Source organism: Streptomyces tanashiensis (assembly GCF_014648895.1).
Lineage (GTDB): Bacteria > Actinomycetota > Actinomycetes > Streptomycetales > Streptomycetaceae > Streptomyces > Streptomyces tanashiensis.
This window is the reverse complement of the sequence record NZ_BMRZ01000005.1, coordinates 43,018-68,378: the sequence shown is the minus strand read 5'-3', so window position 1 is coordinate 68,378 and position 25,361 is coordinate 43,018. Positions and strand designations below refer to the sequence as shown.

General features: G+C 73.1%; 23 protein-coding genes. 12 read left to right on the top strand and 11 right to left on the bottom strand.

Annotated elements, in window-relative coordinates:
- Nucleotides 1-77: 77 nt before the first annotated feature.
- Entirely contained in the window at nt 78-1,385 is a 1,308-nt protein-coding gene (locus tag IE237_RS18130) for a M18 family aminopeptidase (protein ID WP_189803048.1), read from the top strand.
- 50 nt (nt 1,386-1,435) lie between these two features.
- Entirely contained in the window at nt 1,436-1,780 is a 345-nt protein-coding gene (locus tag IE237_RS18125; RefSeq protein WP_189803047.1) for a hypothetical protein, read from the top strand.
- A 3-nt stretch (nt 1,781-1,783) separates the two neighbouring features.
- Here the strand turns inward: IE237_RS18125 and IE237_RS18120 are convergent, their stop codons facing one another.
- Complete coding sequence (locus IE237_RS18120) at nt 1,784-3,589, bottom strand: NHL domain-containing thioredoxin family protein (RefSeq protein ID WP_189803046.1); 1,806 nt, start codon at nt 3,587-3,589, stop codon at nt 1,784-1,786.
- A gap of 136 nt (nt 3,590-3,725) precedes the next feature.
- Between IE237_RS18120 and IE237_RS18115 the strand changes: the two genes are divergently transcribed.
- Nucleotides 3,726-4,217 carry an LURP-one-related/scramblase family protein gene (locus tag IE237_RS18115; protein WP_189803045.1) on the top strand — a complete coding sequence of 164 codons (492 nt, stop codon included), beginning with the start codon at nt 3,726-3,728 and terminating at the stop codon, nt 4,215-4,217.
- A gap of 2 nt (nt 4,218-4,219) precedes the next feature.
- Here the strand turns inward: IE237_RS18115 and IE237_RS18110 are convergent, their stop codons facing one another.
- On the bottom strand, nt 4,220-5,404 hold the full coding sequence (locus IE237_RS18110) for a trans-sulfuration enzyme family protein (protein WP_189803044.1): 1,185 nt from the start codon (nt 5,402-5,404) through the stop codon (nt 4,220-4,222).
- 120 nt (nt 5,405-5,524) lie between these two features.
- Between IE237_RS18110 and IE237_RS18105 the strand changes: the two genes are divergently transcribed.
- On the top strand, nt 5,525-7,174 hold the full coding sequence (locus tag IE237_RS18105) for an aminotransferase-like domain-containing protein (RefSeq protein ID WP_229842746.1): 1,650 nt from the start codon (nt 5,525-5,527) through the stop codon (nt 7,172-7,174).
- 78 nt (nt 7,175-7,252) lie between these two features.
- Nucleotides 7,253-7,861: a hypothetical protein gene (locus IE237_RS18100; RefSeq protein WP_189803043.1), complete on the top strand. Its 609-nt coding sequence runs from the start codon at nt 7,253-7,255 to the stop codon at nt 7,859-7,861.
- 11 nt (nt 7,862-7,872) lie between these two features.
- Here the strand turns inward: IE237_RS18100 and IE237_RS18095 are convergent, their stop codons facing one another.
- Nucleotides 7,873-9,018 (bottom strand): SMI1/KNR4 family protein, encoded by a 1,146-nt coding sequence (locus IE237_RS18095; RefSeq protein WP_189803042.1) that lies wholly within the window; start codon nt 9,016-9,018, stop codon nt 7,873-7,875.
- A 295-nt stretch (nt 9,019-9,313) separates the two neighbouring features.
- Nucleotides 9,314-10,117 carry a carbon-nitrogen family hydrolase gene (locus IE237_RS18090; protein WP_189803041.1) on the bottom strand — a complete coding sequence of 268 codons (804 nt, stop codon included), beginning with the start codon at nt 10,115-10,117 and terminating at the stop codon, nt 9,314-9,316.
- A gap of 155 nt (nt 10,118-10,272) precedes the next feature.
- On the opposite strand from IE237_RS18090, the gene IE237_RS18085 reads away from it, so the two are divergent.
- Nucleotides 10,273-11,100: a maleylpyruvate isomerase family mycothiol-dependent enzyme gene (locus IE237_RS18085; RefSeq protein WP_189803040.1), complete on the top strand. Its 828-nt coding sequence runs from the start codon at nt 10,273-10,275 to the stop codon at nt 11,098-11,100.
- Nucleotides 11,101-11,104: 4 nt separating this feature from the next.
- Here the strand turns inward: IE237_RS18085 and IE237_RS18080 are convergent, their stop codons facing one another.
- From IE237_RS18080 to pdhA, 6 genes are all read right to left on the bottom strand, one after another.
- Nucleotides 11,105-12,415 (bottom strand): MFS transporter, encoded by a 1,311-nt coding sequence (locus IE237_RS18080; RefSeq protein ID WP_189803039.1) that lies wholly within the window; start codon nt 12,413-12,415, stop codon nt 11,105-11,107.
- On the bottom strand, nt 12,412-13,086 hold the full coding sequence (locus tag IE237_RS18075) for a GntR family transcriptional regulator (protein WP_189803038.1): 675 nt from the start codon (nt 13,084-13,086) through the stop codon (nt 12,412-12,414). Before IE237_RS18075 ends, IE237_RS18080 begins: the two co-directional genes overlap by 4 nt.
- A 59-nt stretch (nt 13,087-13,145) precedes the next feature.
- Nucleotides 13,146-13,616 (bottom strand): hypothetical protein, encoded by a 471-nt coding sequence (locus IE237_RS18070; protein ID WP_189803037.1) that lies wholly within the window; start codon nt 13,614-13,616, stop codon nt 13,146-13,148.
- Between the two features lie 75 nt (nt 13,617-13,691).
- Nucleotides 13,692-15,089: a dihydrolipoamide acetyltransferase family protein gene (locus tag IE237_RS18065; RefSeq protein WP_229842745.1), complete on the bottom strand. Its 1,398-nt coding sequence runs from the start codon at nt 15,087-15,089 to the stop codon at nt 13,692-13,694.
- Between the two features lie 10 nt (nt 15,090-15,099).
- Nucleotides 15,100-16,080, bottom strand: a complete 981-nt coding sequence (locus tag IE237_RS18060; protein WP_030692395.1) for an alpha-ketoacid dehydrogenase subunit beta — start codon at nt 16,078-16,080, stop codon at nt 15,100-15,102.
- 2 nt (nt 16,081-16,082) lie between these two features.
- Nucleotides 16,083-17,273 carry a pyruvate dehydrogenase (acetyl-transferring) E1 component subunit alpha gene (gene pdhA, locus IE237_RS18055; RefSeq protein ID WP_189803036.1) on the bottom strand — a complete coding sequence of 397 codons (1,191 nt, stop codon included), beginning with the start codon at nt 17,271-17,273 and terminating at the stop codon, nt 16,083-16,085.
- Nucleotides 17,274-17,611: 338 nt separating this feature from the next.
- Between pdhA and IE237_RS18050 the strand changes: the two genes are divergently transcribed.
- From IE237_RS18050 to IE237_RS18040, 3 genes are all read left to right on the top strand, one after another.
- Nucleotides 17,612-18,271 carry a response regulator gene (locus IE237_RS18050; protein WP_189803035.1) on the top strand — a complete coding sequence of 220 codons (660 nt, stop codon included), beginning with the start codon at nt 17,612-17,614 and terminating at the stop codon, nt 18,269-18,271.
- Between the two features lie 121 nt (nt 18,272-18,392).
- Nucleotides 18,393-18,908 carry a pyridoxamine 5'-phosphate oxidase family protein gene (locus tag IE237_RS18045; RefSeq protein WP_189803034.1) on the top strand — a complete coding sequence of 172 codons (516 nt, stop codon included), beginning with the start codon at nt 18,393-18,395 and terminating at the stop codon, nt 18,906-18,908.
- 15 nt (nt 18,909-18,923) lie between these two features.
- Nucleotides 18,924-19,940 (top strand): phosphotransferase, encoded by a 1,017-nt coding sequence (locus IE237_RS18040; protein WP_189803033.1) that lies wholly within the window; start codon nt 18,924-18,926, stop codon nt 19,938-19,940.
- Nucleotides 19,941-20,060: 120 nt separating this feature from the next.
- Here IE237_RS18040 and IE237_RS18035 read toward each other — a convergent pair whose 3' ends face one another.
- The gene (locus tag IE237_RS18035) at nt 20,061-21,677 is read right to left on the bottom strand and encodes a protein kinase domain-containing protein (RefSeq protein ID WP_189803032.1); all 1,617 of its coding nucleotides are present in this window, start codon (nt 21,675-21,677) and stop codon (nt 20,061-20,063) included.
- 276 nt (nt 21,678-21,953) lie between these two features.
- On the opposite strand from IE237_RS18035, the gene IE237_RS18030 reads away from it, so the two are divergent.
- The 3 genes from IE237_RS18030 (at nt 21,954) to IE237_RS18020 (ending at nt 25,210) form a co-directional block, all read left to right on the top strand.
- Nucleotides 21,954-23,627 carry a protein kinase domain-containing protein gene (locus tag IE237_RS18030; RefSeq protein WP_189803031.1) on the top strand — a complete coding sequence of 558 codons (1,674 nt, stop codon included), beginning with the start codon at nt 21,954-21,956 and terminating at the stop codon, nt 23,625-23,627.
- A 109-nt stretch (nt 23,628-23,736) separates the two neighbouring features.
- A complete protein-coding gene (locus tag IE237_RS18025) occupies nt 23,737-24,426 on the top strand; it encodes a hypothetical protein (protein ID WP_189803377.1) in 690 nt (229 codons plus the stop codon).
- A gap of 97 nt (nt 24,427-24,523) precedes the next feature.
- Nucleotides 24,524-25,210 carry a PadR family transcriptional regulator gene (locus tag IE237_RS18020; protein ID WP_189803030.1) on the top strand — a complete coding sequence of 229 codons (687 nt, stop codon included), beginning with the start codon at nt 24,524-24,526 and terminating at the stop codon, nt 25,208-25,210.
- The last annotated feature ends 151 nt before the right edge of the window (nt 25,211-25,361 follow it).

Sequence of the window (25,361 nt, the reverse complement as noted above, 5' to 3'; positions counted from 1 at the left end):
CGGGGCACCCCGAAGCTCCCGGTTCCCATTCTCCGGGGTCCCGTATTCGTATTCCGGTCCCTGCGTAAGGTGAACCCATGAGCAGCGCAGCTTCCCGTCCCACCGCCGGCCCCTTCGACCGCGGCCACACCGACGACCTGATGGCCTTCCTGACGGCCTCGCCCTCGCCGTACCACGCGGTGGCGAGCGCCGCCGACCGGCTGGAGAAGGTCGGCTTCCGCCGCGTCGAGGAGACCGCGGCCTGGGACGGGACGAGCGGCGGGAAATACGTGATCCGCGGCGGCGCGATCATCGCCTGGTACGTGCCGGAGGGCGCCGCCGCCCACACCCCGTACCGCATCGTCGGCGCCCACACCGACTCCCCCAACCTGCGCGTCAAGCCGCAGCCCGACATGGGCGCCCAGGGCTGGCGCCAGGTCGCCGTCGAGATCTACGGCGGAACCCTCCTCAACACCTGGCTCGACCGCGACCTCGGCCTCGCCGGCCGCCTCACCCTCCGCGACGGCAGCCACCACCTCGTCAACGTCGACCGGCCGCTGCTGCGCGTCCCGCAGCTCGCCATCCACCTCGACCGCCAGGTCAACGACGGCCTCAAGCTCGACCGCCAGCGCCACATGCAGCCCATCTGGGGCATCGGCCAGGTCCACGAGGGCGACCTCATCGAGTTCGTCGCCGCCGAGGCCGGCGTCGACGCCGAGGACGTCACCGGCTGGGACCTCATGGTCCACGCCGTCGACGCCCCCGCCTACCTCGGCCGCGACCGCGAACTCCTCGCCGGACCCCGCATGGACAACCTGCTCTCCGTCCACGCCGCCACCGCCGCGCTCGCCTCCCTCGCGGGCCGCGACGACCTCCCGTACATCCCCGTCCTCGCCGCCTTCGACCACGAGGAGAACGGCTCCGAGGCCGACACCGGCGCCCAGGGCCCCCTCCTCGGCAACGTCCTGGAGCGCTCGGTCTACGCCCGCGGCGGCTCCTACGAGGACCGGGCCCGCGCCTTCGCCGGCACCGTCTGCCTCTCCTCCGACACCGGCCACGCCGTCCACCCCAACTACGCGGAGCGCCACGACCCGACGCACCACCCGCGCGTCAACGGCGGCCCGATCCTCAAGGTGAACGTCAACCAGCGGTACGCCACCGACGGCAGCGGCCGCGCGGTCTTCGCCGCCGCCTGCGAGAAGGCGGGGGTGCCCTGGCAGTCCTTCGTCTCCAGCAACGACATGCCCTGCGGCACCACGATCGGCCCGATCACCGCCGCCCGGCACGGCATCTCGACCGTCGACATCGGCGTCGCGATCCTCTCGATGCACAGCGCCCGCGAACTCTGCGGCGCGGACGACCCGTACCTCCTCGCCAACGCGCTGGTCGCCTTCCTGGAGGGCTGACCTCCCCGGCGAAACATCCGCGAAAGCCCCCGCCTGACAGCGTCGCCCTCATGCACCGTCATGAGGGCCCCTCGCGGGGGAAGTTCACCGCCGCAGTCACCACCGCCGCCGTGCTCGCCACGGCGGCGGCGGGCGTCCTGATAGGCCGGTACGACGAACGGCCCCCGTGGGGCACGGACATCGCCTACGAGGGCGGCTTCACCCAGGCCTCCCGCATCCGCGGCTACGACGTCGACGGCTCGCGCACGAAGGCGCTGCTCGCCGGGGAGTGCGCGCTGATGGAACGGCGGGGGATGGGCGGCGACCGGGCCGTGCACGACCCGGCGGCCTGGGTGGAGGGCTGCCTGGACGGGGCCGCGGGGCGCCCGTCCAGGAACCAGGGGATCGTCCGCTAGGACCTAGCCGTCCATGCCCGCGAGGATCAGCGGCAGGCGGGTCGCTCCCGTCTCCGTGACCTTCACCGGGACGCCCCAGTCCTGCTGGTGGACGTGGCAGGCCGGGTACTCGTTCGCGGGGTCGTCGTCGCAGGACGCGGCCATCGCGGACACGTGCAGCACGCCCTCGGTCACGTCCGGGTTCAGTTCGAGCTCCCGGAAGAGATCGGTGCCCGTCCCCTCGCCGCCCGCCAGCAGCTCCGGCGGGGTCGAGGAGACCAGGAGGCGGGTCGAGGGACCGTACCGCTCGTCCAGCTTCTGCCCGGTCGGCGCCTGGAAGACGACGTCGAGCCGGAGCCGGCCGGGGGCGATGTCGGTGGCCTCGCGCTGCGTCCGGTAGGCGGCGGACTCCACCTGGACGGCCTCCTCGGGCAGCCGCAGCCGGGTCAGCCGGTGCCGGGCGGACTCGACGACCACGATGTCGCCGCCGACGAGGACCGCGTCGCTGGGCTCGCGCAGATCCGTGGCCAGGGTGGTGACCTCACCGGTCGCGGGGTCGTAGCGGCGCAGGGCGTGGTTGTACGTGTCGGAGACGGCGACCGAGCCGTCGGGCAGGGCTGTCACACCCAGCGGGTGCTGGAGGAGGGCCTGCTCGGCGGCGCCGTCGCGGTGACCGAAGTCGAAGAGCCCGGTGCCGACGGCGGTGTGGACGACGCCGTCGGTGTCGATCCAGCGGACCGCGCTGGTCTCGGAGTCGGCGATCCACAGCCGGTCCTCGGTGGCGGCGAGCCCGGAGGGCTGCGCGAACCAGGCCTCGGCGGCGGGCCCGTCGACGAGGCCCTCGTTCGTCGTACCGGCGGCGACCTCGACGGTCCCGCTCTCGGGGTCGTACGTCCACAGCTGGTGGACACCGGCCATGGCGATCCACACCTTGCCCTGCCACCAGGCGACGTCCCACGGCGAGGAAAGGTCGACGTCGAGGGCCGGCCCGGAGGTCGGGGACCCCTGCCACCACTGCTTGCCGGTGCCGGCGACGAGCTCGATCGCACCGGTCTCCGGGTCGTAGGTGCGCAGGGCGTGGTTCACGGTGTCGGCGACGACGACCTTGCCGTCCGGCAGGAGCGCGAGCCCCTGAGGCTCCCGGAACACTCCCTCCCCGATCCGCCGCACGACGGTCTCGCCGTCCTCGGCCAGCTCGACGAGCTGGTGCCGGGTGGTGTCGGAGACGAGGAAGTTCCCGCCGGCGAGCATGACGGCCTTCCCGGGGAAGCGCAGGTCGGTCGCGACGGGCTCGGGCGCCACGTACGGCCCGTCCCCGCGCCGCAGCGTCCCCTTGGACTCGTGCTCGGCCTCCAGCTCCTCGACGAGCGTCCGGATGGCGTTGGCGTGCCCCTCACCGGCGTGCTGGGCGACGACGTACCCCTCGGGGTCGATCACGACGAGCGTCGGCCACGCCCGCACGGCGTACTGCTTCCAGGTCGCGAGCTCCGGGTCGTCGAGCACGGGGTGATGCACCTCGTACCGCTCGACGGCATCGACGACGGCCTGATGCTCGGCCTCGTGCACGAACTTCGGCGAGTGCACCCCGACGATCACGAGCGTGTCGCGGTGCTTCTCCTCCAGATCCCGAAGCTCGTCGAGGACGTGCAGGCAGTTCACACAGCAGAATGTCCAGAAATCGAGCAGAACGATCTTTCCTCGCAGGTCGGCGAGGGTCAGTTCTTCTCCGCCCGTGTTCAGCCAGCCGCCCTTGCCGATCAGCTCGGGGGCACGGACACGGGCACGTCGGGGCGCGGGCGCGGGGGTGGGCGCCGGGGCGGCATCGTTCATGGTTCAAGCTTGCCATCCGCCGGCCACGGCCGGTCGCGCCCAGTGGATCCGAACGCGCCGCCCGGGAACGAACCGCTCCCCGCGTTCACCCGCCGCTTCGGGTGAGAAACCCCCGGCGCCGGGCAGACATAGGCGCGTGAAATATCTCGTACGGGACAAGATCTTCGCGATCGGCGACGACTACTGGATCGAGGACGAGCGGGGGCGGCATGCCTTTCTCGTCGACGGGAAGGCCCTGCGGCTGCGCGACACCCTGGAGCTGAAGGACCCCGACGGGCAGGTCCTCGTCACGCTGCGGCAGAAGATGTTCAGCCTCCGGGACGCCATGACGATCGAGCGGGACGAGCGGCCGCTCGCGACCGTCCGGCGCAAGCGGCTCTCCCTGCTCCGCAACCACTACCGGGTGACGCTCGTCGACGGCACCGGGCTGGATGTCAGCGGCCGGATCCTGGACCGGGAGTTCACCGTCGAGTACGAGGGCGAGCTCCTGGCCCACATCTCCCGGCAGTGGTTCCACGTCCGGGAGACGTACGCGGTGAACGTGGTCCGTGAGGACGCGGACGCGGCGCTGCAGATCGCCGTCGCCGTGTGCGTCATCCGGATGGCGGAGCGGGAGCGGGAGGACTGACCTCAGCCGGTCTTCGTCAGCGCCTGCTCCAGGTCCGTCCACAGGTCCTCCACGTGCTCGATGCCGACCGAGAGCCGGACCGTGCCGGCGCCGATGCCGGCCGCCGCGAGCGCGGCCGCGTCGAGCTGGTGGTGGGAGGTGGACGCCGGGTGCATCACCAGGGTCTTCACGTCGCCGAGGGAGACGCTGAGGGAGGCGAGCCGTACCGCCTCGACGAAGGTGCGGCCCGCCTCCCGGCCGCCCGCGAGGTCGACCGAGACGACCCCGCCGCCGCCCCCGGGCAGCAGGCGCGCGGCGATCGCCCGGTCCGGGTGGCTCGCGAGGGCCGGGTGGCGGACGGCCTCGACCGCCGGGTGCGCTTCGAGGCGGGCGGCGAGCTCGGCGGCGCTCGCGGACTGGCGCTCGATGCGCAGGGACAGGGTCTGCATGCCGCGCAGGGTGAGCCAGGCGGCGAACGGGTCGGTGGACGCGCCCTGTTCGACCGCGTGGCGGCGGACCTTCCCGTACAGCTCGGTGTCCTTGAAGACGGCGATGCCGCCGAGGACGTCCGCGTGCCCCGCGAGGTACTTGGTGGCGGAGTGGACGACGATGTCGGCGCCGTGGTCGAGGGGGCGGCAGAGCAGCGGGGACGCGAAGGTGTTGTCGACGGCGACGGGGACCCCGGCCTCGGCGGCGACGGCGGCGAGGCCCGGGAGGTCGGCGACGCGGGTGGTGGGGTTGGCGATGGTCTCCAGGTAGAGGAGACGGGTCTCGGGGCGCAGGGCCGCCCGCACCTCCTCCGGGTCGGTGCCGGAGACGTAGGTGACGTCGACGCCCCAGCGGGCGGCGAGGTCGCTGAGGACGGCGTACGTGCCGCCGTACAGGCAGGTCTGGGCGATGACGTGGCCGCCGCTGCCGAGCAGGCCGAGGAGGACGGCGTTGATGGCGCCCATGCCGGAGGCGAAGGAGAGCCCGGCGGTCCCGCCCTCCAGGCGGGCGACGGCGTCCTCCAGGGTGCGGACGGTGGGGTTGCCGAGGCGGGCGTAGAGGAAGGCGTCCGGCGAGGTGAAGCCCTCGGCGAGGGCGTCGGCCGAGTCGAAGGCGAAGACGTGTCCCTGGTGGAGGGGGACGCCGAGGGGCCTGCTGCCGGTGACCTCGACGCGGGGCGGGTGAACGGCGAGGGTCTCGGGGCGCGGGGAGTCGGTCATGAACTCAGTTTCGTGCGGCGCCGGTTGCCTTCACAGGTCCAATCCCGGCAGATTGGTTCGGCGATGGAGCCAATCGACACGCCTCTCCCCGTCCCGGCCGGGTCCCCGCCCCTCCCGGACGTGCCCCTGCCCCTCCCGGACGGATCCCTGCCCGGCCCCACCGGGTCCCTGCCTGACCCAGACGGGCCCCTGCCCCTCCCCGCCGGGTCCCTGCCCCTCCCCGCCGGGTCCCTGCCTGCCCCGGACGGATCCCTGCCCGCCCCCACCGGGCCCCTGCCTGCCCCCGCCGGATCCCTGCCCGGCCCGGACGACCTCGTCGCCCGGCTCGGCCGCTGGTCCGCCGGGCGCGGGCCGCTGTACCTGCTGCTCGCCGCCCGGCTGCGCCGGCTGATCGACGAGGGTGCGCTGCCGCCGGGCGCGCTCCTGCCTCCGGACCGGCGGCTCGCGGTGGCCCTCTCCGTGGGCCGTACGACGGTGGTCGCCGCGTACGAGACGCTCAGGCGGGAAGGCGCGCTGGTGCGGCGCCAGGGCAGCGGGACCCGGGTGGCCGCGGCCGCGCTGACGCTGGACACCCCGCGGGTGAAGGAGACGTCGAATCCGCTCTTCCTGCATCTCCTGGAGGCGCCGGACGACGTGATCCTGCTGAGCTGCGCCGCCCCGGAACGGCCGCCGGCCGAGCTGGCGGAGGCGTACCGCTCGCTCGTGCTGCCGGACGGGGACCTCGGATACCACCCGGCGGGGATCGGGGCGCTGCGGGCGGCGGTCGCGGCCCGGTACGCGGCGCGGGGCGTGCCGACCGGGCCGGAGCAGATCCTGGTCACCACCGGTGCCCAGCAGGCCCTTTCGCTGCTGGTCCGGCTGCTGCTCGCGCCGGGCGACGGGGTGCTCGTGGAGGCACCGACGTATCCGGGGGCGCTGGATCTGTTCCGGGAGGCGGCGGCCGTGCCGCTGCCGGTGGCCGTGGGGCCGGACGGGGTGGACGTGCCGGAGGCGGTGCGGGTGATGGAACGTCACCGCCCGGCCCTGGCCTATGTGATCAGCCGGTTCCAGAACCCGACGGGGACGGTCCTCCCGCCGCTCGCGGGCCGGCGGCTCGTCGAGGCGGCGAACGCGCTGGGCGTGCCGCTCGTGGACGACGAGGTCCTCGCCGACCTGTCCTTCGACGCGGACGCAGACGCGGACGCGGACACGGACGCCGGCGGGCCGTCGCTCTCCTCGTACGGCGAGGTCATCGGGGTCGGTTCGCTGAGCAAGGTGGTGTGGGGCGGGCTGCGGGTCGGCTGGGTGCGCGGGCCTGCGCCGCTGATCGCGCGCCTCGCCCGGCTGAAGGCCTTGCAGGACCTGGGCAGCGACGTGCCGTCCCAGCTGGCGGCGGTCCGTCTGCTCGACGGGTACGGGCCGGTGCTGGAGGCCCGGCGGCGGGCGGCCCGTGCGGGCCACGACCATCTGCGGGCCGAGCTGGCCCGGCTGCTGCCCTCCTGGTCCTGCGCGCCGACGGCCGGCGGCCAGACCCTCTGGGTGCGGCTCCCCCACGGCGACGGCGTCTCCTTCGCGCAGCTCGCCCTCCGCCATGGGGTGGCCGTCCTCCCAGGCGCCACGACGGACGCGCTCGGCGGCAGCCTCCGCCGTCTGCGGCTGCACTTCCTGGCGTCGCCGGAGGTGCTGACGGAGGCGGTACGGAGACTGGCGTGCGCCTGGGAGGAGTACGCCCCGGGGCCGGCGCGGGCCGCGGCGCCGGGGCGGTCGTCCCTCCGGGGCATCACCGTCTGACATCCGGGCATCAGCGTCCGGCCTCCGGGCATCAGCGCACGGAGCCGATCCCTTCGACCGAGCAGGAGTCACATCCCCATGCACACGCACGTCACGCCGTTCGACCTCCGGGCGTGGAAGGAGGGGAACCGGCACGACCACCGGGCGGGTTGGAAGGGGGTCTCGCCGGAGTTCGGCGAGATCACGCTGACCTGTCCCCTCCCCCGTACCTCTCCCGAGTCGCTCGTCTCGGAGGTGCGCGGCGGGCGGCTGCCGACCGCCTCGTTCGAGGCGCGCGGGATGCACGTCGAGGGGATGAGGCTGCCCGGCCTGAACCGGTCCACGCTGCGGGTCGGCGACCGGATCGTGTACGTGACGCGGAACCGTTTCGGCGCCACCCTGGAGCAGCGTGCCCTGGAGATGCGGTACGCGGGCGACCACTACCGGCTCGCGGCCCTGGACAAGCGCGGCCACGTCCTGAGCCGCGCGGCGGACGACGAGGACCCCGGCGTCAGGATCACCGTCCGCGAGAGCGGGCGGGGCAAGGGCCGCCGGCTCTCCGTGCACGTCGACGGGCGCGCCGAGGGCGGGGACCTGTCCCTCGCCCTGATCTTCGCGGGTGTGGACCGCTCGGCGCTGACGCGGGCCGGCGCGGTGAGGGCCGGGCTCTCCCGCGTGACCCACTTCTGGACCGAGTCCCAGTACTGACCTCGGCCCGGCTAGTCGGTCTCCTCTCCCTCGTCTCCGTCCTCTCCGTACGGCTCGAAATCGATGACGTCCAGCGGGTCCTCGTGGGGGTGTACGAGGCTGGGGAGGCCCTCGGTGCGGAGTTCGCCGCGCAGCCAGGCGAGGAGGGTCCCGGTGAGGGTGCCGGAGAGCGGCGGGCCCTGGCGGGCGTGGCGCGGGACGACGATCAGCGGCCAGTCGTCGGGGGTGTCGCCCTCGGTGAGCCAGCACAGCTGGTCGCCGTCGATGGAGTCGGCGAAGGCGAACAGCCCGTCCTGCTCGGGCCACGCGGCCAGCGGATGGAACTCGGGGAAGTTGTCCCGGTGGCCGCGGTAGGTCTCGCCGTACCACTCCGCCCAGGGCGCGAGGTCGTACTTCCCCGTGCCCAGCGGGAAGCTGAAGCGCAGCCACTGGCACCACTCCCCGGCGCCGTACGTCTCCATCAGGCGGACGTACTCGGTGGGGAGGCGGGTGCCGAGGCGTGCGTACAGCCACTCCCAGCTCTGTTCGCCGAGGCGGGGGGTGGGGGGCGGGGGCAGCAGGGCGGTGAGGGTGTCGAGGCCGGTGCCGTCGCCGGCGAGGGCCGCCCGCTGTGCGGGGGTGGGTTCGGGGCGCCGGGGCGGCGGGGTCCAGGCTGACAGGTCGCCGCCGGCGAGGCCGCTGCGGGCGAGGTCCGGGCGCAGGCCGTCGGCGACGAAGCCGGTGAGGGTGGGCAGGAGGGTGGTGCCGGGGCGGAGCCAGGGGTCCTTGCCCGCGTTCGCGAGGTTCCGCACGTGGACGACGACGGGCCACTGGTCCGGGTCGTCGGAGGCGGTGGTGTCCCAGTAGAGGGTGTCGGACATGCGGGTGGCGCCGAAGGGGAGGACGCCGGGGGCGTCGCGGCGGCCCTCCTCGACGAAGCCGCCGTAGGAGAACAGGCGCGCGGTGCCGGCGAACGGGGTGTGCAGCCAGAGCCGTTCGCCGATGTCGAGCGGGCCGTACACGTCGGCGATCGCCTTGTAGTCGGCGGGCAGGCGCAGGCCGAGCCACTCCTCGACCGCGTCCCAGTCGACGGGCGGTGCGGGTGCGGCGGGTGCCTCGGGCGGCGGGCCGAAGAGCGCGGCGAAGGCGGCGACCGCCGCCTTGTCACGGTCGTTCACGAGGATGCGGGCCTCTCGGGAGGGGGCTCGGGCGCGCCGGGTGGGGGGCTCGGGCGCGCCAGGTGGGAGCCGGGCGCACCTTGCCAGAGCTCGGACGGGCCCGGTGGGGGTCAGGCGCGCCCGGTGAAAGCGCGGGCGCACCCAGCGGAGGTCAGGCGCACCCGGCGAAAGCGCGGGCCCACCCGACGGGGGTCAGGCGCGCCCGGCGAAAGCGCGGGCGCACTCGACGGGGGTCAGGCGCGCCCGGCGAAAGCGCGGGCGCACTCGACGGGGGTCAGGCGCGCCCGGTGAAAGCTCAGGCGCGCCGGGTGCGCGGTGGTGCGATGCCGAGGACCCGGTCCTTCAGCGCCGGGAACTGCTCCCGGGTCGTCCGGACCTTCGCCGGGTCGAGGACGACCCGCAGGATCTCCTCGTCCGGGCCGGCCTCCGCGAGGGTCTCGCCCCAGGGGTCGACGACGATCGAGTGTCCGGCCTGCTCCACGCCCGCGTGGGTGCCGGCGGTGCCGCAGGCGAGGACGTACGCCTGGTTCTCGACGGCGCGGGCGCGGGCCAGGAGGGTCCAGTGGGCGCGGCGGAGGGCGGGCCAGCCGGCCGGGACGACGAAGGCCTGGGCGCCCGCGTCGACGAGGCCGCGGAAGAGTTCGGGGAAGCGCAGGTCGTAGCAGGTGCCGACGCCGACCGTGAGGTGCGGCAGGTCGACGGTGACGAGGTCCTCGCCGGCGGCCATCATCACGGCTTCGCCCTTGTCGAAGCCGAAGCGGTGGATCTTCCGGTAGGAGGCGGCGAGTTCGCCGTCGGGGGAGAGGACGAGCGAGGTGTTGTAGAGGGCGCCGGCCTCCGCCTCGACGAAGGAGCCGGCGTGCAGCCAGACCCCGGCGTCGCGGGCGGCGGCGGCCATCGCCCGGTGGGTGGGGCCGTTCAGCGGCTCGGACTCGGCGGCGAAGAGGTCGGACGCGAAGGCGCCGACGGTCCACAGTTCCGGCAGGACGACGAGGTCGGCGTGGCCGGATTCCTCCCGTACGAGACGCGCCGCGCGGGCGCGACGGGCGTCGACCGGTTCGTCCGGGTCTACCGCGATCTGGATCAGCGAGGCGCGCACACTACCACCGTCCTGGCATTCGAGCCGTCAACACCGGCCTACGATCGTCACACGAAAGCACTGCCGGGGTGCCTTCGGGCAGCGTAACTTAGCGTCCGAGCCTCCCACCCAGTCGTGTTTTCAGCCCGCGCACCGAAGAACCGCCGAGGGGTCCCGTGACCGTCCATCCCAGCCTCCAGAACTACGCCGACGCCTGGACCCACTCCATCGAGGCGATAGCCGAGCTGGTGCAGCCGCTCGTGGAGGGCGAGTGGAACCGGCCGACACCGTGCATCGGCTGGTCGGTGCGGGACATCGTGTCCCATGTGATCGGCATGGAGACGGAGATGCTCGGCGACCCCCGGCCGATCCACTCCCTGCCGCGCGACCTGTACCACGTACGCAGTGACTTCGCCCGCTACATGGAGGTCCAGGTCGATGTGCGGCGGCACCACACCGCCCCGGAGATGACCTCGGAGCTGGAGTACATCCTGATCCGGCGGGCCCGTCAGCTGCGCAACGAGAACCGCTCCCCCGAGCATCTGATCCGCGCTCCCCTCGGCGCCGAGCAGACCCTGGAACTGGCCTACCGGGACCGTGCCTTCGACGTGTGGGTGCACGAGCAGGACCTGCGGGCGGCGCTCGGTGTGCCGGGCAACCTGGATTCGGCCGGTGCGCTGGTGGCCCGGGACGTGCTCCTGGAGGCGCTGCCGGACGTGGTCGCGAAGGACGCCGGGGCGCCCGCGTCGTCGGCGGTGGTGCTCGACGTGACCGGTCCGGTGGAGTTCCTGCGGACGGTACGGGTCGACGCGGAGGGCCGCGGTTCGATCGACGGCGCGCCGTCGCTCGGCCCCGCGGTGACGCTGGCGACGGACTGGGAGACGTTCGTGCGCCTGGCCTGCGGCCGGGTCCGGCCGGCCGAGGTGGCCGACCGGGTCAAGACCGAGGGCGACGCCGGGCTGGCCGCGGCGATCCTGGACAACATCGCGGTGACGCCCCGCTGATCCCTCAGACGGGTACGTGCACGGCCTCGACGCGGCTGGCGACGAGCCGTTCCCGTTCCCTGCGGTGGGTGCGGGCCTTGAGGCGCAGGATCTGCACGATGCCGAGGGCCTCCAGGACGAAGACCGAGGAGAACGCGATCCGGTAGTTGTCGCCGGTCGCGTCGAGGAGCACGCCGACGGCGAGCAGTGTCGTCATCGAGGCGACGAAACCGCCCATGTTGACGATGCCCGAGGCGGTGCCCTGACGCTCCGGCGGGTTGGCCGGGCGGGCGAAGTCGAAGCCGATCATCGAGGCCGGTCCGCAGGCGCCGAGGACCAGGCAGAGGGTGACGAGCAGCCACATCGGCGCGTGGTCGCCGGGGTAGGCGAGGGTGGTCGCCCACAGCAGGGCGGTGGCCGCGACCGTACCGAGGGCGAGCGGGGCGCGGGCCGCGTGGTGGCGGGCGATGATCTGCCCGTACGCGAGGCCGACGACCATGTTGGACAGCACGACGAGGGTGAGCAGCGTCCCGGCGGTGGACCGGGACAGGCCCTGTGCCTCGACGAGGTACGGCATGCCCCAGAGCAGCAGGAACACCATGGCCGGGAACTGGGTGGTGAAGTGCACCCACATGCCGAGCCGGGTGCCGGGCTCGCGCCAGGACTGGGCGATCTGGCGGCGGACGAAGGCGGCACCCGCGTGCGTGGCCGGCTCCGGCTCGTACCCCTCGGGGTGGTCCTTGAGGAGGAGCAGCAGCAGGACGAGGACGACGACGCCCGCGAGGGAGCTGCCGACGAAGGTGGTCGTCCAGCCGAGGCCGTGCAGGGCGCGGGCGATGAAGACGGTGGAGACCAGGTTCCCGGCCATGCCGAAGAGGGCGGCGACCTGGCCGATGAGCGGACCGCGCCGGGCGGGGAACCAGCGGCTGCCGAGCCGCAGGACGCTGATGAAGGTCATGGCGTCGCCGCAGCCGAGGAGGGCGCGGGAGGCGAGGGCCGTGCCGTACGAGGGGGAGAGCGCGAAGCCCAGCTGGCCGACGGTGAAGAGCACGACGCCGAGGGCCAGGACCTTCTTGGTGCCGAGCCGGTCGACCATGAGGCCGACGGGTATCTGCATGCCGGCGTAGACGAGCAGCTGGAGGATGGAGAAGGTGGAGAGGGCGGAGGCGTTGACGTCGAAGCGGTCGGCGGCGTCGAGCCCGGCGACGCCCAGGGACGTGCGGAAGATGACGGCGACGAAGTAGACGGCGACGCCGACGCCCCAGACGAGGGCGGCGCGGCGGCCGCCGGGCGGATCTCCGGGGAGGGTGACGGCCGATCCGTAGGAGCTGTTCACCGGTCCTCACCCCGGACCAGGACCTTGACCCAGCTGAGGTGCTGGCGGACGCAGTGGGCGGCGCCCTCGACGTCGCCGGCCTTGATGCGGTCGAGGATCTCGGCGTGCTCGGTGATGTTCTTGGCGACGCGGTCGGGCTGGGACTGCATCACGGCGACGCCCATGCGCAGCTGGCGGTCGCGGAGCTGGTCGTAGAGGCGGGAGAGGATCTGGTTGCCGGCGTGCTTGACGATCTCGGCGTGGAAGCAGCGGTCGGTGACGGCGACCTCGGCGAGGTCCCCGGCCTCGGCGCGCCGCTTCTGCTCCTCCAGGAGCTCTTCCAGGCGGGCGATCAGCGGGGCGGGCGCGGGCACGGCCCGGCGGACGGCGAACTCCTCGACGAGCAGCCGGGTCTCGACGACGTCGGCGATCTCCTGCGCGGAGACGGCGAGGACGAGGGCGCCCTTCTTCGGGTAGAGCTTCAGCAGCCCTTCCATCTCCAGCTTGAGCAGCGCCTCGCGGACGGGGGTCCTGGACACTCCCACGGCCTGGGCGAGTTCGCCCTCGGTGAGGAGGGTCCCTCCCTCGTAGCGCCGGTCGAGCACGGCCTGCTTGACGTGCATGTAGACGCGATCGGCGGCGGGTGGCTGCTTGGTGGGCTGGGGGGCGGGACCGGCTGGCGCTGATGGCATGCGCACAGAATAGATACAACAGAGGTGCAACAGGCAGTCACGTCCGCATCCTGGACCGCCTACCGGAGGCGGTGGTCGTAGTAGTCCGCGCCGCCGACGAGCACGGAGGTGAAGCCGAGCGGAAGGCCGTCGGGGCGGCGCGGGACCTCCTGGGAGGTGCGGCGGGTGAAGCCGAGCGAGAGACCCGGGACGAACGGGTCCTCACCGTCGGCGTCGTGCGCCGGGAGCCCCTTCAGCAACTCGTCGGCGGGGGTACGGAACACATCCACCTGACCCAGGAGGACCCGCGTCGAGCTCTGCCGCCCTTCGCCCGGCCACCACAGCTCCACGGCCGTGACCGTGTCCCGCTCCTCCAGGAGCACCTGGACGCCGACCCCGTCGCAGGCGGCCGAGACCGTCACCAGGACGCGGTTCGGCCGGGTGCGCACCCGGGGCTCGCCCCAGGGGGAGACGGCCGCCACCGCCTGGTCGAGGGTCATGCCGAGACGTACGGGCCCGGCGCCGTGCGGGGGTTCGAGAAGCAGCTCCATGTCCCCCAACGTAGACATCCGGCGGTGGCATGAGCCACCGCCGGATGTTTCACGTGAAACGGACGAACCCGCCCGCTACGCCCAGGTGATGAGCCTCTTCGGCTGCTCCAGGATCGCGGCGATGTCCGCCAGGAACTTGGAGCCGAGCTCGCCGTCGACCAGGCGGTGGTCGAAGGAGAGGGCCAGCGTGGTGACCTGGCGCGGCTTCACCTTGCCCTTGTGGACCCACGGCTGGAGCTTGATCGCACCGACCGCGAGGATCGCGGACTCGCCGGGGTTCAGGATGGGCGTACCGGTGTCGACGCCGAAGACGCCGACGTTGGTGATGGTGAAGGTGCCGCCCTGCATCGCCGCCGGGGTCGTCTTCCCCTCGCGGGCGGTGGCGACGAGCTCGCTCAGGGACTTCGAGAGCTCGGGCAGGGTCTGGGCGTGCGCGTCCTTGATGTTCGGCACGATCAGACCGCGCGGGGTGGCCGCGGCGATGCCCAGGTTCACGTAGTGCTTGAGGACGATCTCCTGCGCCGCCTCGTCCCAGGCCGCGTTGATCTCCGGGTTGCGCTTGACCGCGACCAGGACCGCCTTGGCGATGAGGAGCAGCGGGTTGACCCGCAGGCCCGCCATGTCCTTGTCGGCCTTGAGCTCCTCGACCAGCTTCATCGTGCGCGTGATGTCGAAGGTCACGAACTCGGTGACGTGCGGCGCGGTGAAGGCCGAACCGACCATCGCCGCCGCCGTGGCCTTCCGTACGCCCTTGATGGGCACACGGGTCTCCCGGGCGTCGGACGCCACGGCCGTCGCCACGGCGGGCGCCGCGACCGGGGCCGGAGCCGCCACGGGCGCCGGGGCCTCGACGACCGGAGCGGGCGCCGGGGCCGCCGCGCGGTGGACGTCCTCGCGGGTGATGATGCCGTCCGGGCCGGTCGGGGTGACCGACGCCAGGTCGACGCCGAGGTCCTTGGCGAGCTTCCGGACCGGCGGCTTGGCCAGCGGCCGGGGGCCGGCCGGCGCGTGGCCGTTCAGCTGCTCGGGCACGACCGCCGGGGCGGCCGGGGCGACGGCCGTCGGCGCCGCCTTGCGCGCGCGGCGCTTGGTGGAGCTCGCGGCCACGCCGTAGCCGACCAGGACCGGCTGGCGGCCCTCCGGCTCGGGCTCGGCGGCCGGCGCCGGCGCGGCGACCGGCTCCGGGGCCGCGACGGCGGCGGGGGCCGCCGGCGCCTCGGGAGCGGCGCCGCCGCCCACGTTCACCGAGATGATGACCTGGCCGACGTCGACCGTCGTGCCCTCGGGGAACAGCAGCTCGTGGACCGTGCCGTCGAACGGGATCGGCAGCTCGACCGCGGCCTTGGCCGTCTCGACCTCGCACACGATCTGTCCGTCCTCGACCGTGTCACCGGGCTGGACGTACCACTTGAGGATCTCGGCCTCGGTCAGGCCTTCGCCCACGTCGGGCATCTTGAATTCGCGGATCGTCACGGTGCTCTCCTCAGTACGCCAGCGAGCGGTCGACGGCGTCGAGCACGCGGTCCAGGCCCGGCAGGTACTCCTCCTCCAGGCGCGCCGGCGGGTACGGCGCGTGGTAGCCGCCGACCCGCAGGACGGGGGCCTCCAGGTGGTAGAAGCAGCGCTCGGTGATCCGGGCGGCGATCTCGGCGCCGGAGCCGAAGAACACCGGCGCCTCGTGGACGACCACCAGGCGGCGGGTCTTCTCGACCGAGGCCTGGATGGTGTCGAAGTCGAGCGGGGAGATCGAGCGCAGGTCCACGACCTCGATCGACTTGCCCTCCTCGGCGGCGGCCGCGGCCACCTCCAGGCAGGTCTTCACCATCGGGCCGTACGCGACGAGGGTGAGGTCCGTGCCCTCGCGGGCGACGCGGGCCTTGTGCAGCTCGCCGGGGATGGCCTCGGTGTCGACCTCGCCCTTGTCCCAGTAGCGGCGCTTGGGCTCGAAGAAGATGACCGGGTCGTCGCTCTGGATCGCCTGCTGGAGCATCCAGTAGGCGTCCGAGGAGTTCGCCGGGGTGACGACCTTGAGGCCCGCGACGTGCGCGAAGAGCGACTCGGGGGACTCGGAGTGGTGCTCGACGGCGCCGATGCCGCCGCCGTACGGGATGCGGATGACGACCGGCATCTTCACCGTGCCGAGCGAACGGGCCCGCATCTTCGCCAGCTGGGTGACGATCTGGTCGTACGCCGGGAAGACGAAGCCGTCGAACTGGATCTCCACGACCGGCCGGTAGCCGCGCAGGGCGAGACCGATCGCGGTGCCGACGATGCCGGACTCGGCGAGCGGGGTGTCGACGACCCGGTCCTCGCCGAAGTCCTTCTGCAGACCGTCGGTGATCCGGAAGACACCACCGAGCTTGCCGACGTCCAGGCCCATGATGACGACCTTGGGGTCGGTCTCCAGGGCCTTGCGCAGCGACTCGTTGAGCGCCTTCGCCAGGGGAAGCTTCTGAACAGCCATGATTACTCGGCCTCTCCGCCCTCGAAGGACGCCTGGTAGGCGGCGTACTGCGCGCGCTCCTCGTCGACGAGCGCGTGCCCGTCCGCGTACGTGTGGTCGAACATCGCCATGTGCTCCGGGACGGGCATGGCGCGGACGACCTCACGGACCTGCTTGCCGAGCGTCTCGCTCTCCGCCTCGAGCTCCTCGAAGAAGGCCGCGTCCGCGTGGCCCTCGTTCTCCATGTAGGCCTTGAGGCGCAGGATCGGGTCCTTGGCCTCCCACGCCTCGCGCTCCGCGTCGCGGCGGTAGCGGGTCGGGTCGTCGGAGGTGGTGTGGGCGGCCATGCGGTAGGTGAACGCCTCGATGAGCGTCGGGCCCTCACCGCGGCGGGCGCGCTCCAGGGCGGACCGGGTCACCGCCAGACAGGCCAGGACGTCGTTGCCGTCGACGCGGACGCCGGGGAAGCCGAAACCGCGGGCGCGCTGGTAGAGCGGGACGCGCGTCTGCTTCTCGATGGGCTCGGAGATGGCCCACTGGTTGTTCTGGCAGAAGAACACGACCGGGGCGTTGTAGACCGCGGAGAAGACGAACGCCTCGTTGACGTCGCCCTGGCTGGAGGCGCCGTCACCGAAGTACGCGAGCACGGCGGAGTCCGCGCCGTCCTTGGCGATGCCCATGGCATAGCCGGTGGCGTGCAGGGTCTGCGAGCCGAGGACGATCGTGTACAGGTGGAAATTGTTGGTGCTGGGATCCCAGCCGCCGTTGTTCACCCCGCGGAACATTCCCAGCAGGTTCGTCGGGTCGACCCCGCGGCACCAGGCGACGCCGTGCTCACGGTAGGTCGGGAAGACGTAGTCGTCGTCGCGCAGCGCCCGGCCGGAACCGATCTGAGCGGCCTCCTGGCCGAGCAGCGAGGCCCACAGGCCCAGCTCGCCCTGACGCTGCAGGGCGGTCGCCTCGGCGTCGAAGCGGCGGGTGAGGACCATGTCGCGGTAGAGACCGCGCAGCTCCTCGGCGCTCAGGTCGATGTCGTAGTCGGGGTGCTGGACGCGCTCCCCTTCGGGCGTCAACAGCTGAACGAGCTCGGGCTCCGAGGCCGTGGCGGGCTTCGCCGTCGCCTTCTTGGTGGTGCTCGTGCTCGCGCTTGCGGTGCGCTTGGTGCCGCTGCTGCGTCGCGTCGTCTTGCGCGCGGCAGTGCTCTCCACGGTCACGTGCGTGCTCCTCCGTCGGTCCGGCCCCCGGGTTCGCCGGTGAGGCCAGTGCGGCTCCGCCTTGTCCGTACCTTCGCACGGGGTGGGTGCGACGCGGCCGGAGTCGGGCGTGACAGGTGCTCCGGCGAACGCCGTCATAGGCACGTTACCCATTACGCGGCATTACCGCGAAACCCCACTTGACCTGCGATTTTGCTTGGATTTCCAAGTAAATCGAGAAATGGGGGAAGCGCCGCTGGTCAGCGCATGGACAACGACCCGACGCCGTCGTCGGAACATCCGGCACGTTATCCCGCGCACCCCGGGCGCCGGAAGACCCAATATGTGAGACTGACTGCGTGCGCGAAGAAGGAAAAATCCGGGTATTTCTGCTGGACGACCATGAAGTCGTCCGGCGCGGCGTCCACGAGCTGCTCTCCGTGGAGGACGACATCGAGGTGGTCGGCGAGGCCGGGACGGCGGCGGACGCGCTGGTCAGGATCCCCGCGACGCGCCCCGACGTCGCGGTGCTCGACGTCCGGCTGCCCGACGGCAGCGGGGTGGAGGTGTGCCGGGAGATCCGCTCGCAGGACGAGTCGATCAAGTGCCTGATGCTGACCTCGTACGCGGACGACGAGGCGCTCTTCGACGCGATCATGGCCGGGGCCTCGGGATACGTCCTCAAGGCCATCCGGGGCAACGAACTCCTCAACGCCGTGCGGGACGTGGCGGCCGGCAAGTCCCTGCTCGACCCGGTGGCCACCGCACGGGTCCTGGAGCGGCTGCGCGACGGCAACAACCCGAAGAGGGACGACAAGCTCGCCAACCTCACCGACCAGGAGCGCAGGATCCTGGACCTGATCGGCGAGGGCCTGACGAACCGGGTCATCGGCGAGCGCCTCCACCTCGCGGAGAAGACCATCAAGAACTACGTCTCCAGCCTGCTGTCGAAGCTGGGCATGGAGCGGCGCTCGCAGGCCGCGGCGTACGTGGCGCGGCTCCAGGCCGAGCGCCACTGATCCCCGCTCACCCGTACGGGCGAGGGCGGGGCCGACGGCCCGATCTCGGGACCTACGTCCCCGTCGAACCGGGGCAGGGGCCCCTTTTCCGACACGGTGCCGGTGGCGGAGAGTGGAAACCATGTCCTCCGACGAGATCCGCGCCATCGAGTTGCTCAGCCGCGTGTCGTACGGCCGGGTGGCGACGAGCATGCGGGCGATGCCGTTCGTCGCCCCCGCCCGGCACATCGTGGCCGACGGCCGCGTCCTGCTCCGGATGCACCGGGGCCTCGGCTACCACCGCGCGTGCAACGGCAGCGTCGTCGCGTACGGCGCGGACAACTTCGACTCCGGCGCCGAGCGCATCTGGTCCGTGCAGTTCACCGGCACCGCCGAGATCGTCGAGCCGACCGCGGAGGAGACGGCGGCCTTCGGCCCCGAGCCCGTACGGGTGGACGGCGAGCCCTTCACCCCGGTGTTCATGCGGATAGAGCCGCAGTTCGTGACGGTCCACGAGCTCGACTACAGCGGCCGCCAGGAGACCGCGACGCCCGCCGGACAGCTCGCCGGGAGTCCCGCCGAGCGCCCCTCCGGGACGTCCGCCGAGGCGCTCCCCGAGGCCCCTCCCACGGAGCGACATCTCCACCACGCAGCGTGATCTAACATCTGCGGAGTGCCGCGCTCATCTGTACCCCTCGCTCCGCCCGTCCGCCCCCTCCTGCGCCGCTACACGGGCATCGGCGAGCCCCTCTCCTGCGTCCCCGTCACCGAGGGCCTGCTCAACCGCGGCTACCGGCTCTCCACCACCCGCGGCGCCTACTTCCTCAAGCAGCACCTGGACGCCCCGACCTCCGACCGGGCCACCATCACCCGCCAGCACCGGGCCACCCAGCGCCTGCACGCCCTCGGCCTGCCCGTGGCCCCGCCGCTCCCCGACAGCCGGGGCCGCACGGTCGCGCTCCTCGGCGGCCACTGCTACGCCCTGCACCCCTGGGTCGACGGCCGGCACCGCGACGGCACCCAGCTCTCCACCGGCTGCTCACGCCGCCTCGGCACCCTCCTCGGCCGCGTCCACACCTGCCTGGAGCAGGTCATGGAGTCCCCGCCCCCGGCCGGCGACCACGAGAGCGCCCGCCCCGAGGACACCTTCCGGGCCATCGAGGAACTGCTCCGCCTCGCCCGCGCGCACCGCCCCCGCGACAGCTTCGACGCGCTCGCCGAGCACCGGCTCAGGGAGCGGCGCAGGCTGCTCGCCCAGCACGCCCACCACCGGCCGCCGCCCGCCTCCGCCGCCGGCTGGGTGCACGGCGACTTCCACCCGCTGAACCTGCTCTACCGGGGTGCCGAACCCGCCGCGATCGTCGACTGGGACCGGCTCGGGGTCCGCCCCAGGGCCGAGGAGGCGGTCAGGGCGGCCGCCATCTTCTTCGTACGGCCGGAGGGGGAGCTGGCCCTGGAGAAGGTCCGGGCGTACGCGCGCGCGTACCGGCGGGCGACGGGCGCGGACGGCGCCGAGCTCGCCGCGGCGGCGCGACGGGTGTGGTGGGAGCGGCTCAACGACTTCTGGACGCTGCGCTGGCGCTACCAGCTGCACGACCGGCGGGCCGACCCGCAGTTCCCCGCGGTGTCGGCCCTGGCGGTCTGGTGGACGCGCGAGTACGCGGCGGTCCGCGACGCCTTCGCCGGCTGACCGGCACGGACGGCGAAGGCGGGGCGGCCGTGAGCCGTCCCGCCTTGAGCCGGACTCCGGCTGCCGGCCTCCGTCAGCCGGTCCCCGGCGGCTGCGTCATTCGGGCCCCGCCGGGCTCCGTCAGCCGGTCTGCGCGCCCGTGCCCGTCGGCGGGGTGTCCGGGTTGGTGTTGCCGCCGGAGGAGTCGTCGGTCGGCTCGTCCGTCGGCTCCGTCGGGGTGTCGGTCGGCGGCGCGGTCGTCGGCTGCGACGGCGTGTTCGTGGGCTCCGTCGGCGGCGCGGTCGTCGGCTGCGTCGGCGGCTCGGTCGTCGGCGTGCCCGTGGCCTCGGTCGGCTCCTGCGTCGGCGGCTGGGTCCACGGCTGCTCGGTCGAGCCGCCGGTCGACGTGCCCGGCTCCTCGGAGGGCTCCTCCGAGGGCTCCTCCGAGGGGCTGGGCTCCTCGGAGACCGTCGACGGCGAGTTGCTGACGGTCGGCGGGGTGCCGCCCGTACCGCCGTCCTTCTCGCCCGCCTTGTCGAGGGCGAAGACGACCCCGGCCACGACCGCGATCAGCGCGAGCGCGGCGAAGAGCCACACCTTGCCCCGGCCGCCCCTGCCGCCGTTGCCGCCGTATCCGTCAGGGCCGTAGCCGCCGGTGCCGACCGTGCCGGCGTCGTATCCGCCGTACCCGCCGTCGTCCGGGTTCATCGGCGGCAGGATCGGACCCTGCGCGGTCTCCCCGTGCATCGGGTGACCCATCGCGGTCGTCACGGCCATGCCGCCGCCCGGGGTGTGCCCGCCGTCGTGCACCATCTCGACCGGCCCGGTGTTCCACGTGCCGACGTGGCCGCCCTGGTGCTGGAGCATCTGCAGGCTGTACTGGATGAGGCCGCGCATCTCCTCGGCGCTCTGGAACCGGTCGTCCGGGTCCTTCGCGAGCGAGCGCATCACCAGGCCGTCGAGCTCCGGCGGCACGGACCCCGTCACGTCGGACGGCGGGATCGGCGCGTCCTGCACGTGCTGGTACACGACGGACAGCGGGGTCTCGCCGGTGAACGGGGGACGCAGCGCGAGGAGCTCGTAGAGCAGGCAGCCCGTCGCGTACAGGTCGGAGCGGTGGTCGACCGCCTTGCCGAGGGCCTGCTCGGGGGAGAGGTACTGCGGGGTGCCCATGACCATGCCGGTCTGGGTCATCGTCGACTGCGCGCCGTGCAGGGCGCGCGCGATGCCGAAGTCCATGACCTTCACCGCGCCGGTGTGCGTGATGATCACGTTCGCCGGCTTGATGTCACGGTGCACGATGCCGTGCTGGTGCGAGTAGGCCAGCGCCTCCAGGACCCCGGAGACGATGATGAGCGCCTGCTCGGGACCGGGCGCCTCGGCGCTGAGCAGCAGGTCGCGGATGGTGCGGCCCTCGACCAGCTCCATGACGATGTACGGCACGGGCCGGCCGCCCACGAGGTCCTCGCCGGAGTCGTACACGGCGACGATGGCGTGGTGGTTGAGTCCGGCGACGGACTGCGCCTCGCGGGTGAAGCGGGCCTTGGAGACCGGGTCCTCGGCGAGGTCGGCGCGCAGCAGCTTGACGGCCACGGTGCGGCCGAGCCGTACGTCCTCGGCGGCGAAGACCTCCGCCATGCCGCCCCGGCCCAGACGGTGCGTCAGGCGGTACCGGCCGTCGCCGACGACTCCGCCCTCGCCCCAGGATTCCGCCGACGCGTCCGGCACACCGCCACCTGCTCCGGATTCGGGTGCCATCAGTCCTCGCCGTCGTCTGTCGTGCCGTGTCCAGTCGTCACGCTACAGGCTCCGTACGACACCACGGTCCGAGATGGACCGGCCATCCAACCCCCACGACGTACACCTGTGCAAATTCGACGGGTTTCCTCCGAGAGCGCGGAAACGCTTCCTGTGCGGAGGGTCACGGAACGGGTACCGAACCGGTGCCCGGCTTGACGTGTCACTGCCCTACGGCAGACTTGCGCCAGGAAATTCCGGATCAACGCCGCCACGCGCGCGTAGGGGGAAGCACAGATGAGCCAGGACGGCGCACAGGGCCGCTATGCGGGCGGTTCGGTCGCGGGCGGCCGGTACCAGCTGCGCGATCTTCTCGGCGAGGGCGGCATGGCGTCGGTGTACCTGGCGTACGACAGCGCCCTCGACCGGCAGGTCGCCATCAAGACGCTGCACACGGAGCTCGGCCGGGAGCAGTCCTTCCGCGAGCGGTTCCGGCGCGAGGCGCAGGCCGTGGCGAAGCTGTCGCACACGAACATCGTCTCGGTCTTCGACACCGGCGAGGACACCCTCGACGGCGCCGTCATGCCGTACATCGTCATGGAGTACGTGGAGGGGCAGCCGCTCGGCTCGGTCCTCGCCGCCGACGTCCAGCAGTACGGCGCGATGCCCGCCGACAAGGCGCTGAAGGTCACGGCCGACGTACTGGCCGCGCTCGAGGTCAGCCACGAGATGGGCCTGGTCCACCGCGACATCAAGCCGGGCAACGTGATGACGACCAAGCGCGGCGTGGTCAAGGTCATGGACTTCGGCATCGCGCGCGCCATGCAGTCCGGTGTCACCTCGATGACGCAGACCGGCATGGTCGTCGGCACCCCTCAGTACCTCTCCCCCGAGCAGGCGCTCGGCCGTGCGGTGGACGCGCGCTCCGACCTTTATTCGGTCGGCATCATGCTCTTCCAGCTGCTGACGGGCCGTCTCCCCTTCGACGCCGACTCGCCGCTCGCCATCGCCTACGCGCACGTGCAGGAGGAGCCGGTCGCCCCGTCCTCCGTCAACCGCTCGGTGACCCCGGCGATGGACGCGCTCGTCGCCCGCGCGCTGCGGAAGAACCCGAACGAGCGGTTCCCGAGCGCCGCGGCGATGCGCGACGAGTGCCTGCGGGTGCTGGCGGCCGGCCAGACCGGCGCGCCGGTGATCGTCCAGGGCGGTCCGGTCAGCAGCGGCGCGGGCGTCGGCTCGGCGGTCTTCCCGCCCGTCGGACAGACCCCGCCGCCCGCCCCGCACGGTGTGCAGCAGCCGTACCTCCCGCCGACGCCGCAGCCCGGCCCGTACGGCCCGGCGACGCCCGCGCCCGCCCCCTCGTACGGCTACCCGCAGCAGGCTCCGACGCCCGCGCCGTACGCCCAGGCCCCGACGCCCGCGCCGTACGCCCAGACGCCGGCCCCCGCCCCGTACGCCCCGACGCCTGCGCCCATGCCCATGCCCGCCCCCGTCGCGACCGGCGGCTCCGGCTCCGGCCGCGGGCGGAACACCCGGGTGATCGGCGGCGCGATCGCCGTCGCGCTGCTCGCGATCGGCGGTCTGCTCGTCGTGCTCAACATGGACGACGAATCCGACCCGCAGGCGGGCGGCACCGGTGGCACGCAGACGCAGCAGAGCGAGTCGGCGGCGCCCGGGCACAAGGGCCCCGACCTGACCAAGACGATCGACATGAAGAAGTGCACGCAGCCTTCGGAGTCGAGCGACGACCCCACGAAGTTCGAGGTCCCCAACTTCACCTACAAGAACATCCAGTCGGTGAAGGCCTGCGTCCAGGCGGCGGGCTGGAAGATCATGACCCAGACCCCGGTGGACGAGTCGACGTACGGCGAGGGCACGGTCCTGGAGCAGTTCCCGCCGGCCGGTGAGGACATCACGGACGAGGACGCCGAGTTCACCCTGAAGATCTCGACGGGCAACCCGCCGCAGTAGTCACGGGACCGCCGTACGCCCCCTGCCCCCGTCCCGGATGCCGGAAATGTTCCGGCATGTGACGCTGAGTTGAACACCTCGGCGGCTCGGTACGGGAGGGGGTCACCCCGTGACTCCAGCACTCCGCACGGCACGCGCGCGGGCTCTCCGCCCCGCGCTCACCTGCGCGTTCACCTGCGCCCTGTACGCCGCTCCCCTCGCGTACGCGGCGGAGGTCCCCGGCACCCCGCTGGGCAGCACGGCCCCGACGCCAGCCGCGACCGCCACCGCTCCGGCGGCGAGCCCGTCCTCCGCGGCGCCGTCCGCGCCGACGCCGGAGGCCCCGTCCTCCTCTCCCTCTCCGGAAGGCACCGGCGGCACCCGCCCGCCCGCCTCCCCCGTGCCCGCGCCCACCGGCACCGGGGCGTCCGCGGCGGCCTCGCCGAGCGCCGGGCCCTCCGACGCACCCACCCCCGGCGACTCCGCCTCCCTCGCGGGCCGGCCGGCCGGTGAGGGCCGGCCGCGCCCCGGACGCTCCGAGAGCGCCCCGCCGCCGTCGCCGGGCCCCTCGCGTACCGAAACTGCTACAAGCCCGCGCGAGCACGAGGTCGCCGAGGAGGAGGACGAACCGGTACGTGAGGAGGACCCGGTGCTGCCCGAGGCGGCGCCCGCCAGCCTGCCCGCCGCGGCGCCCGGACTGTCGGCCGAGGCCGCCCCCACCCTCGTCGACCAGCGGATTCCCGTCCTCACCCTGGGCGTGGGGATGGCCCTCATGGGGCTCGGCATCGGCTTCCTCGGGCTGCGGATGCGCCGCCGCTGACCCGTCCGGAACGGGCCCGGGTCCCCCTTGAGTCGGACCTCCCGCTTCCCCCTCAGGACGGTTGTCCGCCGCGGCATACCCGGTATACATACTGAGTATGTCGATCCGCCACGGGCTCCTCGCCCTCCTCGAACGCGGCCCTCGCTACGGCTCCCAGCTCCGTACGGAGTTCGAGTCCCGCACCGGCTCCACCTGGCCGCTCAACGTCGGCCAGGTCTACACGACCCTCAACCGGCTGGAGCGCGACGGCATGGTCGCCCAGGGCGGCGAGGACGACGCCGGTCACACGCTCTACGCGATCACCGACAGCGGCCGCACCGAGCTCAGGACCTGGTTCGAGAAGCCGGTGGACCGCACCAGCCCCGCCCGCGACGAGCTGGCCATCAAGCTCGCCATGGCCGTGGGCGCACCCGGCGTCGACATCCGCGCCGTCATCCAGTCCCAGCGCCGGCACACCGTGAAGGCGATGCAGGACTACACCCGGCTCAAGGCGCAGGCCCTGCTCGCCGTCGAGGGCGGCGGGGCCCGGGAGCGCGACGACGTGGCCTGGCTGCTCGTCCTGGAGCAGCTGATCTTCCAGACCGAGGCGGAGGCCCGCTGGCTGGACCACTGCGAGTCCCGTCTGATCCGCCTGTCGGCGACGGCCGCCACGGGCGCCCCGGCGTCCGCACCCGCGGCCCCGGCCGCCCCTGCAGCCCCTGCAGCCCCGGCGCCCCCGGCAGCAGCACCGAACGGCCCGACCGCCCCGAGCACCTCGATCGCCCCCGGGACGTCGATCCCCTAGCGCGCCGCCGCTCGGCCCACTCGACCACCGGTACGCCCGGGGCGTGTTGACCGCACGCTCGCGCCCCGCCCGTACCGCCGACGCACCACCTTCCACCGCACGCTCCCGTACCCGGCCGACCCGCCGCGTACGGCCAACGGGGGGACCCCTC

Excerpts from the sequence above, each read along its gene's own strand:
- IE237_RS18130 (WP_189803048.1), top strand. The coding sequence starts at position 78 with ATGAGCAGCGCAGCTTCCCGTCCCACCGCCGGCCCCTTCGACCGCGGC.
- IE237_RS18125 (WP_189803047.1), top strand. The coding sequence starts at position 1,436 with ATGCACCGTCATGAGGGCCCCTCGCGGGGGAAGTTCACCGCCGCAGTC.
- IE237_RS18120 (WP_189803046.1), bottom strand. The coding sequence starts at position 3,589 with ATGAACGATGCCGCCCCGGCGCCCACCCCCGCGCCCGCGCCCCGACGT.
- IE237_RS18110 (WP_189803044.1), bottom strand. The coding sequence starts at position 5,404 with ATGACCGACTCCCCGCGCCCCGAGACCCTCGCCGTTCACCCGCCCCGC.
- IE237_RS18100 (WP_189803043.1), top strand. The coding sequence starts at position 7,253 with ATGCACACGCACGTCACGCCGTTCGACCTCCGGGCGTGGAAGGAGGGG.
- IE237_RS18075 (WP_189803038.1), bottom strand. The coding sequence starts at position 13,086 with ATGCCATCAGCGCCAGCCGGTCCCGCCCCCCAGCCCACCAAGCAGCCA.
- IE237_RS18070 (WP_189803037.1), bottom strand. The coding sequence starts at position 13,616 with ATGGAGCTGCTTCTCGAACCCCCGCACGGCGCCGGGCCCGTACGTCTC.
- IE237_RS18060 (WP_030692395.1), bottom strand. The coding sequence starts at position 16,080 with ATGGCTGTTCAGAAGCTTCCCCTGGCGAAGGCGCTCAACGAGTCGCTG.
- IE237_RS18045 (WP_189803034.1), top strand. The coding sequence starts at position 18,393 with ATGTCCTCCGACGAGATCCGCGCCATCGAGTTGCTCAGCCGCGTGTCG.
- IE237_RS18035 (WP_189803032.1), bottom strand. The coding sequence starts at position 21,677 with ATGGCACCCGAATCCGGAGCAGGTGGCGGTGTGCCGGACGCGTCGGCG.
- IE237_RS18030 (WP_189803031.1), top strand. The coding sequence starts at position 21,954 with ATGAGCCAGGACGGCGCACAGGGCCGCTATGCGGGCGGTTCGGTCGCG.
- IE237_RS18020 (WP_189803030.1), top strand. The coding sequence starts at position 24,524 with ATGTCGATCCGCCACGGGCTCCTCGCCCTCCTCGAACGCGGCCCTCGC.